Source organism: Arthrobacter sp. SO3 (genome assembly GCF_020532825.1).
Lineage (GTDB): Bacteria > Actinomycetota > Actinomycetes > Actinomycetales > Micrococcaceae > Arthrobacter.
Genome location: NZ_MQTS01000046.1, coordinates 1 through 13,728, shown reverse-complemented (window position 1 = coordinate 13,728; position 13,728 = coordinate 1). Strand labels below are relative to the sequence as shown.

At 66.8% G+C, this 13,728-nt stretch carries 14 protein-coding genes; 10 read left to right on the top strand and 4 right to left on the bottom strand.

From position 1 onward, the window contains the following. The first annotated feature begins 2 nt into the window (after window positions 1-2). From BJQ90_RS05240 to BJQ90_RS05225, 4 genes are all read left to right on the top strand, one after another. Window positions 3-959 (top strand): DUF4194 domain-containing protein, encoded by a 957-nt coding sequence (locus tag BJQ90_RS05240; protein WP_226759248.1) that lies wholly within the window; start codon window positions 3-5, stop codon window positions 957-959. Next, a complete protein-coding gene (locus BJQ90_RS05235; RefSeq protein ID WP_226759247.1) occupies window positions 956-4,432 on the top strand; it encodes an ATP-binding protein in 3,477 nt (1,158 codons plus the stop codon). Before BJQ90_RS05240 ends, BJQ90_RS05235 begins: the two co-directional genes overlap by 4 nt. 254 nt (window positions 4,433-4,686) lie before the next feature. Continuing rightward, entirely contained in the window at window positions 4,687-4,878 is a 192-nt protein-coding gene (locus BJQ90_RS22845) for an SIP domain-containing protein (protein WP_413463641.1), read from the top strand. A gap of 151 nt (window positions 4,879-5,029) precedes the next feature. Then, window positions 5,030-5,866 (top strand): SGNH/GDSL hydrolase family protein, encoded by an 837-nt coding sequence (locus BJQ90_RS05225; protein ID WP_226759246.1) that lies wholly within the window; start codon window positions 5,030-5,032, stop codon window positions 5,864-5,866. A 27-nt stretch (window positions 5,867-5,893) separates the two neighbouring features. On the opposite strand, the gene BJQ90_RS05220 is transcribed toward BJQ90_RS05225, so the two are convergent. Continuing rightward, complete coding sequence (locus BJQ90_RS05220; RefSeq protein ID WP_226759245.1) at window positions 5,894-6,181, bottom strand: YciI family protein; 288 nt, start codon at window positions 6,179-6,181, stop codon at window positions 5,894-5,896. A 102-nt stretch (window positions 6,182-6,283) separates the two neighbouring features. Between BJQ90_RS05220 and BJQ90_RS05215 the strand changes: the two genes are divergently transcribed. From BJQ90_RS05215 to BJQ90_RS05205, 3 genes are all read left to right on the top strand, one after another. Then, window positions 6,284-6,772, top strand: coding sequence for a MarR family winged helix-turn-helix transcriptional regulator (locus BJQ90_RS05215; RefSeq protein WP_226759244.1), 489 nt, complete (start codon window positions 6,284-6,286; stop codon window positions 6,770-6,772). Between the two features lie 74 nt (window positions 6,773-6,846). After that, window positions 6,847-8,664 carry a glutaminase A gene (gene glsA / locus BJQ90_RS05210; protein WP_226759243.1) on the top strand — a complete coding sequence of 606 codons (1,818 nt, stop codon included), beginning with the start codon at window positions 6,847-6,849 and terminating at the stop codon, window positions 8,662-8,664. 63 nt (window positions 8,665-8,727) lie between these two features. After that, the gene (locus BJQ90_RS05205; RefSeq protein ID WP_226759242.1) at window positions 8,728-9,489 is read left to right on the top strand and encodes an SGNH/GDSL hydrolase family protein; all 762 of its coding nucleotides are present in this window, start codon (window positions 8,728-8,730) and stop codon (window positions 9,487-9,489) included. Here the strand turns inward: BJQ90_RS05205 and BJQ90_RS05200 are convergent. The 3 genes from BJQ90_RS05200 to BJQ90_RS05190 are packed head-to-tail and all read right to left on the bottom strand — an operon-like array spanning window position 9,486 to window position 12,272. Next, entirely contained in the window at window positions 9,486-10,328 is an 843-nt protein-coding gene (locus BJQ90_RS05200; protein WP_319004605.1) for an FAD:protein FMN transferase, read from the bottom strand. The two genes, BJQ90_RS05205 and BJQ90_RS05200, sit on opposite strands and share 4 nt — an antisense overlap. Next, window positions 10,312-10,839 carry an FMN-binding protein gene (locus BJQ90_RS05195; RefSeq protein ID WP_226759241.1) on the bottom strand — a complete coding sequence of 176 codons (528 nt, stop codon included), beginning with the start codon at window positions 10,837-10,839 and terminating at the stop codon, window positions 10,312-10,314. The genes BJQ90_RS05200 and BJQ90_RS05195 overlap by 17 nt, the downstream gene beginning before the upstream one ends. Then, the gene (locus tag BJQ90_RS05190) at window positions 10,836-12,272 is read right to left on the bottom strand and encodes a ferric reductase-like transmembrane domain-containing protein (RefSeq protein WP_226759240.1); all 1,437 of its coding nucleotides are present in this window, start codon (window positions 12,270-12,272) and stop codon (window positions 10,836-10,838) included. The genes BJQ90_RS05195 and BJQ90_RS05190 overlap by 4 nt, the downstream gene beginning before the upstream one ends. A 482-nt stretch (window positions 12,273-12,754) precedes the next feature. Between BJQ90_RS05190 and rpmB the strand changes: the two genes are divergently transcribed. The 3 genes from rpmB to rpsN are packed head-to-tail and all read left to right on the top strand — an operon-like array spanning window position 12,755 to window position 13,468. Further along, window positions 12,755-12,991, top strand: coding sequence for a 50S ribosomal protein L28 (gene rpmB, locus BJQ90_RS05185; RefSeq protein WP_050687447.1), 237 nt, complete (start codon window positions 12,755-12,757; stop codon window positions 12,989-12,991). Next, entirely contained in the window at window positions 12,991-13,158 is a 168-nt protein-coding gene (gene rpmG / locus BJQ90_RS05180) for a 50S ribosomal protein L33 (RefSeq protein WP_011693743.1), read from the top strand. The genes rpmB and rpmG overlap by 1 nt, the downstream gene beginning before the upstream one ends. A 4-nt stretch (window positions 13,159-13,162) precedes the next feature. Continuing rightward, window positions 13,163-13,468, top strand: coding sequence for a 30S ribosomal protein S14 (gene rpsN / locus BJQ90_RS05175; protein WP_011693742.1), 306 nt, complete (start codon window positions 13,163-13,165; stop codon window positions 13,466-13,468). The last annotated feature ends 260 nt before the right edge of the window (window positions 13,469-13,728 follow it).

Here is a 13,728-nt window from a genome sequence, read left to right as displayed (position 1 = left end):
ACATGACAGAACTTTCCCAGGCAGCAGTGGAGGAACAAGGGACCGTGGAGGCGGAGCCTGCCCAGCACTTCCATGCCGACCCCTTCACGGTGACCCCGCGCGACACCTTCGTCGACGGCGCCGCACTCTTCCCGGGGGACACCGGCGTGCTCCCAATGAAGGTCCGGCAGGCGCTCGTGAAACTCCTCAAGGGCCCGTACATCGATGGTGGCCGGGATGAAAAGCTCTGGACCACACTGCTGGACAACCAGCTGATCCTTCGCAGCCGCCTGTCCGAACTCTTCCTGACCCTGCAGCTGGACCACGAACGCAAGGTGGCCGTCCTGCGCCCGGTGGACCCCGAGGCAATCGGTGCCGGCACCCGCTCCAGCATCCTGCGCCAGCAGCGCGCCCTGAGCCGGGTGGAAACCATCGTGCTGCTGCGCCTGCGCCTGCTCCTGGACCGCCACGTCACGGCCCAGACCGACCCCACGATCACGCGCGAGGAAATTGCTGAACTCGTGGCCCACTACCAGCCGGCCGGCCAGCAGGACGCCCTCCGCGATTCCGACGTCGTCAACCGCGCCATCACCAAGCTCCTGGCCCGCCAGCTCCTCCTCACCACCGGCCTCGACGAGGTCTACACCATCTCCAATGCCCTGCCCCTGGCCCTCCCCTTCGAAAACATCGGCGACATCCCGGCCCAGATCGAAGCCCTGGTGGCAGCCGGCACCGACCAGTCAGGCACGGAACCCCTGCTGGAGTTCGACGGCGAGGCACCGGCAGATGCCGAGGACGACGACGAAGACGGCCATGCCGCCCAGTCGCCCAGGGGCCTTGAAAGCAGCGGCAGCGCCGGGGACATGCGGCAGCATGCGTCTAAGCGAGGAACGAGCGAGCATGCAGAGCATGTCTCCGGTGGTGTCGCGGAAGGCGTCGGCGCGGTAGGCGACCACACCGAACGGGAGGAATCCAAGTGAGCATCGCGACCATGCTCCCGATGGGCGAGCTCACCAACCCGGGCCAGATGCGCCTCGCCCTCGTCCAGGTGGTCAACTGGGGCACCTTCCATGGCGCCCACACTATGCACGTGGACCGCAACGGCACCCTGCTGACCGGCAATTCCGGCGTCGGCAAATCCACTCTGTTCGACGCGATGCTCAGGGTATACGACGCGAGGCCGCGCTCCAACGAGGCCGCAGCCCAGCGCGCGGGCGGCGCGGTGGAGGACAAACGCACCACGTTCACCTACATGCGCGGCAAGGTGGGGGACAAGGCCGTGGGCGAGGGCTCGGCCAGTGCGTTTCAGCGCCCGGGCGCCACCTGGTCCGCCGTCGCCCTGACCTTCGACAACGCCGCCGGCACGCGGGTGACGGTTTCGGCGCTGTTCGACCTGCCCAAAAACGGCACGGAGTCCAGCGTCGGCCGGTACTACCTGATCGACAACAAGCCACTGGACCTGACCGCCATTGAGGGCATCGCGGAGAAGCGCTTCACCAAGTCGGCGCTGGATACGATTTTCCCGGACGCCCAGGTCTTCGACGTGCACAAGGCCTTCGCGGAGCGCTTCCGGCGCCTGCTCGGGATCAACTCCGACCAGGCCCTGCCTTTGCTGCGCGTCATCCAGGCCGGCAAGGGCCTCGGCGGCAGCGTCAACAACTTCTTCCGCGACCAGGTCCTGGACGCGCCCGCCACACTGACCGCGGCGGATGACGTCGTCGAGGAATTCAGCAACCTGATGTCCATCCGGCAGCGGCTTGAGGACGTCCGGCAGCAGCGCGACCAGCTGGCACCGGTGCCCGGGCTGAACAGGGAGTATGCCCAGTCCCTGCTCGAAGCCAACAAGCTGCGGGAGCTCGCCGGCGAGGAATTCGAGGCGTACAAGCAGCAGCTGGCCGTCACCGTCCACGAGAAGACCCTCACCCGGTTCAAGGAGCTGGCCCAGGCGAAGGCGAAGGAGCTCGGAGCCGAGCGCGGCATCCGGGACGGCCTGGCCAAGGAGCTGCGCCAGCTTGAGGCGGACTACAACAACCAGGGCGGCAATGCGATCTCCGCGATCGAGCAGTCGCTGGACAACGCCCGGGTGGGGCTCAAACTCCGCCAGCAGGTGGAGGACTCGGCCCGCAAGGCACTCTCCGACGCCGGCCTGGAACTTCAGTGGTCCGCGGCCGGCTGGGAACAGGCCCACGAGCACGCGGCAGCCCGCTCGGCCGAGCTGAAGGACGACTCGGAGGTCCTCAAGGAGCTGCGTTTCGAGGCCTTCGACGGCCACGCGACCAGCAAGCGTGAGCTCGCCGCCGCCCGGCAGGAACTGGTGTCGCTCAAGACGCGCAAGTCCCTGCTGCCGCCGTCGAGCATTGAAAACCGCAGCGCCATCGCAGCCGCCACCGGCGTCCCCGAGGAGCAGATGCCGTTCGGCGGCGAGCTGATCGACCTCGCCGAGGGCCAGGAACAGTGGCGTCCGGCCGCCGAGCGCGCGCTGCGCAGCCTGGCCACCACCCTGCTGGTCCCCGGCGAGCACTTCGCCGCCGTCACCCGCTACCTCAACGCCCATTCCGTCCGCGGTGCCCTGCGCGCGGTGGACGTCTCCAAGCCCCTGCCCGGCGGCGCACTGGCCGTGCAGGACGCGGCCGATGGCGATCTGCTCACCAAACTGGACATCCTCACCATGGGACCCGGCGCGGAGGCCGGCGAATGGATCCGGGAACGGATCGCCCTCGATTTCGCCTACCCGTGCGTCGAGGATCCGGACGAACTGGCCCGGCTGGACAAAGGCCTGAGCCTGGGCGGGGTGGTCAAGCGAAACCGCCATACCGTGGAGAAGGACGACCGCTTCACGTCCCGCCAGGACTATGTCCTCGGCTTCGACAACGCCGCCAAGCTTGAGCTCGTCGCGGCGCAGGTGGAGGACCTGGAGCAGGAACTGGCCAAGGCCGCCGAACTGGCGCAGAGCCGGGAGGAATCGCACCAGGGGATGAGCCGGCAGCTCGAGGCCCTGCGCCGGGTGGCCGAGGACCACCGCCCCTGGGAGCAGGTCTCGGCCGCCGTGGCGGCGGACGAACTCGCCCGGATTGAACAGCGGCTCAAGGCTGCGCTCGACGCGCAGGCCGATCTCGAGCCGTTGCGCGCCAACATCGAGGCGGCCCGGCACAAGCACCAGTCCAGCACCGAGGCCGCGGCCGTGCTGCAGAGCGAATACAAGGCCGTCGACTCCCGGCTGTCCGCCGCCGATTCGCTGCTGGACGCCGCACGGGCGCGCCTGGCGCAGTCGCCGCCGTCGGACGCCACCGTGACCGCGCTGGAACCGTACTTCACCGGCTTCGGCGACGTCCTGGAAATGCACGAGCTGGACAACCTGGCCAACCAGGTCAGGACCCGGCTCCTCGCCGAACTGCACGCCGCCGAATCCCGCGGCCAGGCCACCTCGGAGCGGCTTACCCGTACCTTCGAGGGCTTCGTGCGCGAGTGGGGAACGGCGATTTCCGCGGACCACGGCACGTCGATCGGCGCCGCGGGCGAGTTCGAAGCCCGGTACCACGCCATTGTCAGCGACGGGCTGCCAGCGCAGGAGGCCGAATTCCGGCAGTTCTTCAACCAGCGCACGCACGAGTCCTTCAGCACGCTGCTGCACCTGCTGGACGAGGAGCGCCGCTCGATCACCAGCCGCATCCTGCCGCTGAACGGGATCCTGTCCGAGGTCAACTTCCATGAGGGCAGCTTCTTGGAACTGGACATCAAGCAGACCCTGCCCGCCACCGCGAAGCAGTTCAAGGACGCGATCCAGAACGCGCTCAAGGTACGCCACACCCGCCCGGGGAAGGCAGCCGCCCCGGCGCCCGGGGCTTCCAGCGCGGACGGGGACGACGACGCCGAGCTCACCAACCGCTACAAATCGCTTGAAACGCTGGTGAAACGGCTCGGCTCGCAGACCCCGGAGGACCGGCGCTGGCGTGCCGAGGTGCTGGACGTCCGCGGACACCTCTTCATCCAGTGCAAGGAGCACCGCGAGGTCCAAAGTTCCAGGGCTGAAAAGAGCGGGCGGAGGAAGACCGAGGTCTTTATGCACGCGGACACCGGCTCGATGTCCGGCGGCGAGCGGCAGCGCTTCACCGCGTTCATCATGGCCGCGGCACTGAGCTACCAGCTGGGCATCGCCGAGCAGGGCTTCACCACCTACGGCACGGTGATGATGGACGAGGCCTTTGTCCTGGCCTCGGAGGAGTTCGCCGGCGCCGGCATCAAGGCGCTGCATGAGTTCGGCTTCCAGCTGCTCCTCGCCGCCCCGGAAAACGTGATCGACCTGTCCCGGCACCTGGGCTCCGTCACCGAGATCCTGCGGGACAAGCGCACCAACCGCTCCGGGGTGCTCACCGCTCCAGTGATCGGCCCGCGCCCCGGATCCGAGGGAACCTGGCGCTCCGAGGCGAACCCGGTGGACATCGTCCTCCGCTGACCCCGCCCCCCTCTAGCAACGCGGGGTCACTTATCGCCCATAAATCCCGCCGGAGTGGGCCGTAAGTGACCCCGCGTTGCTGTTTCAAGGTCGCGGGGACCCTGGCTTCCGCACCTGGCTTGCGCGCGGTGCGGCGATCGGCCGGTCGCGTCCGCACGGTGAATTGCTGCAGGAAGAGGTGCGGACCGCCGTCGCGCTCCGGGCTCCGGTCATCCCCGGAGCCCGCCGCCGGTCCCGAGCCTGAGGGCGTCAACGTGGACCGCGACATCCTGGGGGAGATCCCCGCCCGGATGGATCCCGCGGCGATCAGCGCCAGCAGGAACCCGGACAAACCCGCGGGGGCAATGCCGTTCTACGCCTGGATCGCCGGTGAAGCGGGGATGGTCAAGGAGCTGCGCCGGTACCTCATGCGGGATTTGGGATCGACCGGAAGCGGGTGGCGTTGATGGCGGGCTGGCGGCGGGGGAAAGCCGAGCTGTAACACGGTGTTCGGGCCGCCGGCGGTGCTTGCCGTCGCTTAGACACCTCTCACCATTGTGCCCCTCCCGTTTACCGCATTGACCCCTGCTGGACTGCCGGCCGGGCTAGCGTGGCGGCATGGCCGAGAACCTTCTATCCCCAGGCGCTGATGGGCGCCGGGTTTACGTTGCCCTGGGGGATTCCTTCACCGAAGGGGTGGGGGACTACAACGCCCGGCTGCCTAACGGGGTGCGCGGCTGGGCGGACCGGGTGGCGGAGCAGCTGGCCAAAGCGGACCCCGGGTGGAAATACGCCAATCTCGCCATCCGCAGCAAGAGATTGCGGCACATCATCGCGGAACAGCTGGAACCCGCGCTCGCCATGGAACCGACGCTGATCACCTTGTACGCGGGCGGGAACGACATCCTCGATATCGGGACCGACATCCACACCCTGATGAAGGACTATGAGTTCCTCGTCGCGAGACTCACCGCCAGCGGTGCCACGGTGGTGCTGTTCACCGGCTTCGACGTCAGGGTCTCGGCGCTCCTGGAACCGCTCAAGCGGCGGAACGCCGTCTACAACCAGCGGGTCCGCGAGGTGGCGGCGCGGTACGAGGCCGTGCTGGTGGACTACTGGTGCTTCGACGCGTTCTACGATCCGCGGATGTGGGATTCGGACCGGTTGCACATGTCCAAGGCCGGCCACAAGTATCTCGCCGGCCAGGTCCTGGACCAGCTCGGGGTACCGCACAAGGTCAAGGCCAAGGACTGGGCGCCCCCGGCGAAGGCCGGCCTCCGCGACTGGGAACGCCGGCAGCGCCGCTGGGTCCGGGACTGGGTCCTGCCGCTCTTCGCCCGCAAGCTCCGGGGCGTCACGCTCGGGGACGAGCTCAGCCCGCGCTGGCCGGAACCGGTCAGGGTCCCGCCCAAGGCAGGACTGAAGAAACTGACCACCAGGATCCCCGCAGCCTGAACGGTTTTCCTCCCTGGGCAACCGGCGTCAGCTGTCCAGCAGGTTCTCGTAGCCAGGCGCCACCCGGCTCGCGTGGAACTCCTCGACGTCGAACTCGGCAACGCCGTTGACGTAGAACGGATCCCTGGCCAGCGAGGCATCCAGGGCGCCGCGGTCCGCGTTGGAGAGGAGCAAGGCGCCAGTGCGCGGGATCTTCCGCCCCGCGACCATAAAGATGCCCTGGTCGAAAGCATCCTGCAGCCACGTGACATGCGCCGGAAGATGGAAGTCCACGATCTCTTCGGGGACCTTGTAGGTCAAGGAGACTACATACATGGGGTTAGCCTACCGCCTGCCCCCGGTGCAGAGACGGGATACTTCCGGCACGGAATCCGGCGAAGTTGAACCGTCAATCTTTATTTCTCCTAGACTGTATCCATGACTGAACCGCGCTGGCTGAACGCCGACGAACGCCGGGCCTGGCTGGCCCAAGTGAGCATCAACACCCTGCTTCCGGCAGCCTTGGACACGCAGCTGCACCACGAGCGCAAGCTATCCCTCTTCGACTACAACGTCCTCGCGATGCTCTCCGAAGCCGACGGACGCTTTCTGCCCATGAGCGAACTTGCCGCGCGCACCAGCGCCTCCCTGTCCAGGCTCTCCCATGTGGTCACCAAACTGCAGACCCGAGGCTGGGTGGAGCGCCGCCCGCACCCCGGCGATGCCCGGGTCACGACGGCGCACCTCACCGACGCGGGAATGGAAACCATCAAGGAGCTCGCCCCGGGCCACGTCGAGGCCGTGCGTTCGCTCTTCCTCGACGCCTTGAGCAAGGAGGACGTCGCTGACCTCGCCCGGATCGGCGAAAAGATCGTTGGCCGCCTGGACAAGGACCACTGGATCCTGCGGGACAGCCAGCAGGCCTGAGGTTCGCCGCCGCAAAACCCTCCGGAATACGGCGCCAAACGCTACGGAATGCGGCGTCGCCTAGTGTTGGCACTATGGAATCGCCGATCGACAGCTACCTGCGCCAGATCCACGCCGAGATCGCCCAGTTGAAGGACGGCAAGCCCTACAGCACCATCCCGGCGATGGCCAACGTGGACCCGGACAACTTCGGCATCGCGCTCGCCACCGTGGACGGCAAGGTTTACGAGATCGGTGACACCCGCGAGGAATTCACCATCCAGTCGATCTCCAAGCCCTTCACCTACGGGCTGGCCCTCGAGGACCTGGGCAACGAGGCCGTGGACGCCAAAGTGGACGTGGAACCGTCCGGCGATTCCTTCAACGAGATCTCCCTGGCCGAGGGGACGGGCCGGCCGGCCAACGCGATGATCAACGCCGGTGCCCTCACTGCCACCTCGCTGATCAGGGGATCCGGCGGGCAGTCCGGCTTCAAACGGATCCTCAGCACATATTCCGCTTTCGCGGGCCGGCAGCTTTCGGTCAGCGAGAAGGTCTTCGAATCCGAGCTCAAGCACGGCCACCGCAACACCGCCCTGGCGTACCTGCTGCGCTCCTTCGACATCATCGAGGATGACCCGACGCCGGTCCTGGAGGACTATTTCCGCCAGTGTTCTGTCCTGGTGAACTCCTACGACCTCTCGATTATGGCCGCCACCCTCGCCAACGGCGGCCGGAACCCGCTCAGCGGCAAACAGGTGCTGGAGATCGGCCCAGTGGAACGCGTGCTGTCCGTCATGATGACCTCCGGCATGTACGACGACGCCGGGGCCTGGATCAGCAGCGTGGGCATGCCCGGAAAGAGCGGGGTGGCCGGCGGGATCATCGCGGTGCTGCCCGGCCAGGTGGGCCTGGCGGTCTATTCGCCGCCGCTGGATGAGCATGGCAGCAGCGTCCGCGGACTGGCTACTGCCCAGCGTCTCTCCCGGGACATGGAACTGCACTTCGTCCGCGCGGCCCGGACCGGACGGTCCGCCATCCTCGCCGCCTACGACGTGACCGAGACGCCCTCGGGGATCCGCCGGAACGACGAGGCCGCCGACGTGCTCCGCGCCCACGGCCACCGGGCGCGGGTGATCGAAGTCAACGGCGACCTGCTTTTCGCCGGCACAGAGTCCATGGTGCGCGAGCTCAGCAGCCTGCCGGACGAAGTAGACCTGGTGGTCCTGGACCTGCGGCGCACCGACCAGGTCAGCGAGGTGGCCGTTCGCATGCTGGAAATGTCCTCGGAAAGACTGACCGGCGCCGGCCGCGAACTCGTGCTGATCGAGGCGGACGGCTCCGTTGCGGAGGCATTGGGACAATCAGCACGGCATCCGGTGCCGTCCTTCGCGACCCGGAGCGCCGCCGTCGAATACTGCGAAAACCGCCTGCTGGAGCGCCACGGTGACCACCTGCTGCTGCCGGACCTCGTACCGGTCACCGCGTCGCCCGCCCTGGCGCCCCTGGAGGAGGCGGACGCCGCGGCCCTTGAAGCCCTGATGACCCCAAAATCCTACGAGGACGGCGACGTCATCCGGCGCGTCGGGCTGCGGTTCGGCGGGGTCTACTTCATCACCTCCGGAAGGGTCAGCAGCACCTCCCCGGGGCCTACCGCGGAGCGGGTCAAGCTGAACACGCTCAGCGCCGGGATGACCTTCGGGGAGCTGGCGCTGGGCAGCGGGAACCGGCAGGAAACCACCGTCAGGGCGGTGGGGGAGGTCCAGGTCATGGTGCTCAGTGCCGAGGCGATCGCCGAGCTGGAGTCCAGCGACCCGCGGCTGGCCCTCGCCCTCTGGAAAGCCTTGACCCGGGACGCCTACACCCGGGTGGAGCAGTACCTGCGCGAATCGGCGGTCCGGATCCGCGAGTAGCGGCGTCGAGGGCCTGAACCTCCCTGCTTTGTTGCTTCCGGCAACTGCTGGCAGACTGGATCCATGGATTTCACGTCCCGCTTCGTAGCCCTCGGCGACTCTTTCACGGAAGGCGTCGGCGACGACGACCCCGCCCGCCCCAACGGCGTCCGGGGCTGGGCGGACCGGGTGGCCGAGCAGCTGGGCGCCGCGGATCCGGGCTTCGGCTACGCGAACCTCGCCATCCGTGGCAAGAAGCTGCGCCAGATCATGGCTGAACAGGTCGATGAGGCTGTAGCCCTCAAACCCACCCTCGTGAGCATCTATGCCGGGGCCAACGACATCCTCCGGCCCAAGGTCGATATCGACGACCTGCTGGTGGACTATGACGCCGGCATCCGCAAGCTCAAGGCCACGGGCGCCACCATCGTGATGTTCACCGGGTTCGACTCCCGCGGCTCCAAGATCTTCGGCACGACGCGCGGGCGCACCGCAATCTATAACGAACTGGTCCGCGGCATCGCCGGTGACCACGGCGCCCTTCTGGTGGACTACTGGCGCTTCAGCGAGTACTACGACTGGGGGATGTGGGCCACCGACCGGATGCACATGTCCGCCGCGGGCCACGCGAACATGGCCAAACGCGTCCTCACCGTCCTGGAACACGACCACTCGATCGACATCCCGCCCATGACCCCGGTCCCGGAGTTGAACCGGGCCGAGGCAATCCGGGCCAATGCCCGCTGGGTGCGCGAATTTGCCGGACCGTGGGTGGTCCGTCGCGTCACCGGAAAGTCCTCAGGCGACGGACTGGCGCCGCGCTACCCCCTTCTCACCCACCTCTAGGCCCGGAACCCGGACGTCGCGATCAGTTCCCCGTTGCCGAGGACGGCAAGAACCTCGACATCCCAGCTGTCCGTTGCCCAGTCCAGCATCCGCCGGCCGCCGGCAACGACCGCCGTCGCCAGGACGTCCGCGGTGACAATGTCGGTGGCCGCCACGGAGACCTGGCGGAATTCGGAGCGGCGGAATTCGGTGCGGCCCATTCCTGCCTTCCAAATATGGTCGCCGCGCTCGGCGCTGCCGGACGTAGCCAGTGCGGCGAAGCGGCTGGTACCGCCCAAAGGGAACCCCGAGAGCAGCGCCCCGCGATCATGCGGATCCACGATGCCGGCCAGCCACGGGGACCCTGTTCCAGGGGCGGGCGAGCCGCTCACCAGCACATCGCCCCCGGCGTTGAGGCACCAGTCCTCGACGCCGACGGACTCCAGTGCGGTGGCTGCCTGGTCGATCGCGTAACCCTTGATGATTCCGGAAAGGTCCAGCACGCCGTCGGGCCGCTCGGGGGTGAAAAATCCCTCGGTCAGCAGCCGCCAGCCGGTGGCATCCTCAAAGCGGGCGCGGAAGGCCGCCGAAGCGTCCCGGAGCGTGACCTCGCTGCGGGCCATCCGGCTCGCCTCGGAATCCGGGCGGTACAGGCTGAACATGGCATCCAGCCCGGCAAACACGCGTTCGACGGCGGCCGTGGCACCTTCCAGCACCTGCCCGCCGTCCGCTGCCCCGCCGGTGGCGGTGGGCAGGGCGAGGCTGATGACGGTCCCCATGCACTGGAAGGTCCTGCTTTTCAGTGCCGGGGCGCTCCGCGCCGGGCTCTCGGCGGTTATGAGCTTAGAGGTTCGCTGCATCGAGGGCTCCCTGAAGCGAACTCAAATACGCGTCACTGGTGACGGTGGCGCCACCAATCGTCTGCACCTGGGCGGACTGGGCCTTGATGACCTCCGCACGCAGCAGCGGAGCTGCCCGGTTGCTGATTTGCACGGACTTGCGGTCCTCGTCGGTGAGCTGAAGGGCGGTCACATCCGTGATCGCGCCGGCTTTTACCGTGATCTGGACCTGGACGGCGCCGAAACGGGTCTGGACGACACTGCCGGCATAGGTTCCGGCGGCCTGCGCGGCGGCCCCGGCAGAACCTGAAGAACCCGTGGAGCTGCTTGATCCGCTTGAGGAACTCGAACCGGAAGATCCGGACTTGGTCCCGCCGCCGGCTGCCGCTCCGGACGTGGTCCCGTTGGACGTGGTGGCCGACGTGGTCGCCGCCGTGCTCCCCGTGTTGGCGACGTGCGCGCCGGACTGCCAGCCGACCAGGAGGATCCCGGCGGAGGCCAGTGCTGCAGAAACCGCTGCTCGTAGTCTCACCAGTCGAACCTTTCGTTGTGGAGTTGTTCTTCACGCACACCTGCCGAGCGGGCTTCGCTGATCACACTGCGCGCCCAGACGGTCGGGCCGCAGATATACACGTCGGCGCCGGCGACGTGTGGAGCGTAGCTGGCCAGCCGGTGTCCTGACCGGACGGCCGACTCCGGCATCCAGCCCTGTTTGCCTGTGGTCCGGGGCCCGGTGAGATGGAACAAGGTGGCGCCGCGTCGGCGGCAAAGTTCCAGGATTTCGGCACCCAGATACAGTTCGGCCTCACTGTGGCCGCGGAGAATCACCGTGGCGTTGCCCGGTTCAAAAGGGGTGCGCTCCAGCAGGGCGCGGATCGGGGTGATGCCGATGCCCGCTCCGATCATCACGACCTGGTCCCGGCTGCGGGCCGCCGTGCTGAAGAGCCCGTAGGGACCCTCGATGGCGACGCTCGTCCCGGACTTCAGCCGTGCCAGCTGCGCCGAACCCCGGCCGAGGTTGCGGACGGTGATGCGCAGTCTGCCCCGCCCCGAGGAATCGAACAGCACGGGTTCCGCGGAGAGGCTGAAGGGGTGCGGATGCCACCACGCGCCCGGGGAGAGGAACCGCCAGATGAAGAACCTGCCGCCGTTGCCGGCCAGTTCGTCGAGGTGCCGGCCCGTCAGTTCAATGCTGACGACGCCGGGCGCCTCCGTCACGACGCGGCTCACCTTCAGTTGGTGCCGGACCGTAGCGACGATTGGCTCAAGTACGCGGTAGTGGGCCAGGGCGGCCCCGGTGGCGATGCAGATGGCGATCCAATACCAGCGCTGCCACGTGCCCTCGGCGAAGAGGGCGCCGGTGCTGAACTGATGCGGGATCGCCGTGAGTACGGCGGCGTAGGTCAGCAGGTGCACGGCGTACCAGAACTCGTAGGGGAACCGGCGCCGGACTGCCACGAGTGAGGTGACGACCACGGCAATGAACAACCCGATCGACACGATGGCGAGCCACATGTCGGGGACCAGCACCCAAAGGGACACCAGTTCACTGACTGGATCGAGCCCTTCGGCCATCCCGTATCCCGCTGCGATCAGGATTCCGTGTGCGAGCAGCAGGTAAAGCGACGGTTTGCCGAGTTTGCGGTGAAATTCAAGGGCCCGGTCGTGCCCAACGGCGCCGTCGATCAAGGGAAGACGCGCCACCAGCAGCAACATCAGCAGCACAAGGTCCATACCGGCAAGGCCGGCCACGATTCCCAGGGCCGTGAACGAGCCTGCAAGCGTCGAGAACCCGGTGGCGCCGCCGTCGGCCAGCCACAGCGCAATGGCGGCCGCCACCGAAGACCAAGCGAGCACGGTCAGCAGGTCTGCCCGGAACAAGCGACTCCGGGCCTGACCGCGGAACCGCTCCACGGGAGTGCTGCGGGCCGCGCCAGGGACGACCATCTGGAGTGAAGAGTTCATGGTTATACAGTCCGCCGACCGCCTATCATTTTGCTGTGAAAGCGCTAGGGTGCCGATGTGACTTCGCCCGGAACCGGCTGGCGTCCCTTATACACCTCCGGTTAGCGGATTGGTCTTTAATTCGTCAAGCTCGTAGACTTGGTAGGCGCTAGGTGGCGCGGAGCGTGTGCAATTGCTCCGGTTGGCGGGATCTGTCTGCAATATTGGCAGTCCTGATGGCCGGTAGTTAGGGGCTCAAGTTGCGTGCACTCCTGTATTCGCCCAGCATCCCGGTACTTCGCCGTGGTTTTCCTTTCAGGGATTCAACAGCCGGTGCCCGAGGCCCACAGTCTTCGCCGCAGTGAGGAAATCAGCCGGTTGACCCCGTCTGCCTGAACACTGCGGAACTACCGAAACTCAGTGGGAGCTGGATGCGGACGCCGCCTGTCGCACGGTTACGCGGGAACTCTGCAACCGTTTCATTTATTTTGAGGAGAGTCGTCATGGCAGCACACTGCCAGGTGACCGGAGCCGAGCCGGGCTTTGGACACAGCATTTCGCACTCGCACCGACGCAACAAGCGTCGGTTCGACCCGAACATCCAGAAGAAGCGCTACTGGGTTCCGTCCCTGCGCCGTAATGTCACTCTGCAGGTCTCTGCAAAGGGCATCAAGACCATCGACGTGCGTGGCATCGACGTAGTCGTAGCCGCCATCCTGGCACGAGGAGTGAAGCTCTAATGGCTAAGGACAAGGACGTACGTCCGATCATCAAGCTCAAGTCGACCGCGGGCACGGGTTACACCTACGTGACGCGCAAGAACCGTCGTAACGACCCGGACCGCATGGTTCTGAAGAAGTACGACCCCCGCATCCGCAAGCACGTCGAATTCCGAGAGGAGCGCTAAACACATGGCTAAGAAGTCAATGATCGCTAAGAACGAACAGCGTAAAGTCATCGTAGAGCGTTATGCTGCAAAGCGCCTCGAACTGAAGAAGGCTCTGGTTGACCCCGCGTCGACCGACGAGGCACGCGAAGCTGCACGCCTCGGCCTGCAGAAGCTGCCCCGCAACGCCTCACCGGTACGTCTGCGTAACCGCGACATCATCGATGGCCGCCCGCGCGGTACCTTCCAGAAGTTCGGCATCTCCCGTGTTCGCTTCCGCGACATGGCTCACCGCGGTGAGCTCCCGGGCATCACCAAGTCTTCCTGGTAATTCAGCACTCCTGAATCCAGTGGATTGAAGAAGGGCCGGCGCCACTAGGTGCCGGCCCTTCTTGCGTTTAAGGATTCGACGGCGGTTGGCCGGCGACCGCTGTGCGGGCGGTTGGCGGGCAACGACGTGGCAGCCGTGTGCGGGCGGGTGGATGCCCGCGCCTGAGGGGTGATGCAGCCCACAGGGAGTTGTTTTGGTTGTTTGGGTGTGGGGAGGGTTTGGTGGGTGCCTGGGATCGGTGTGGTGGCGGGGTTTTTGGG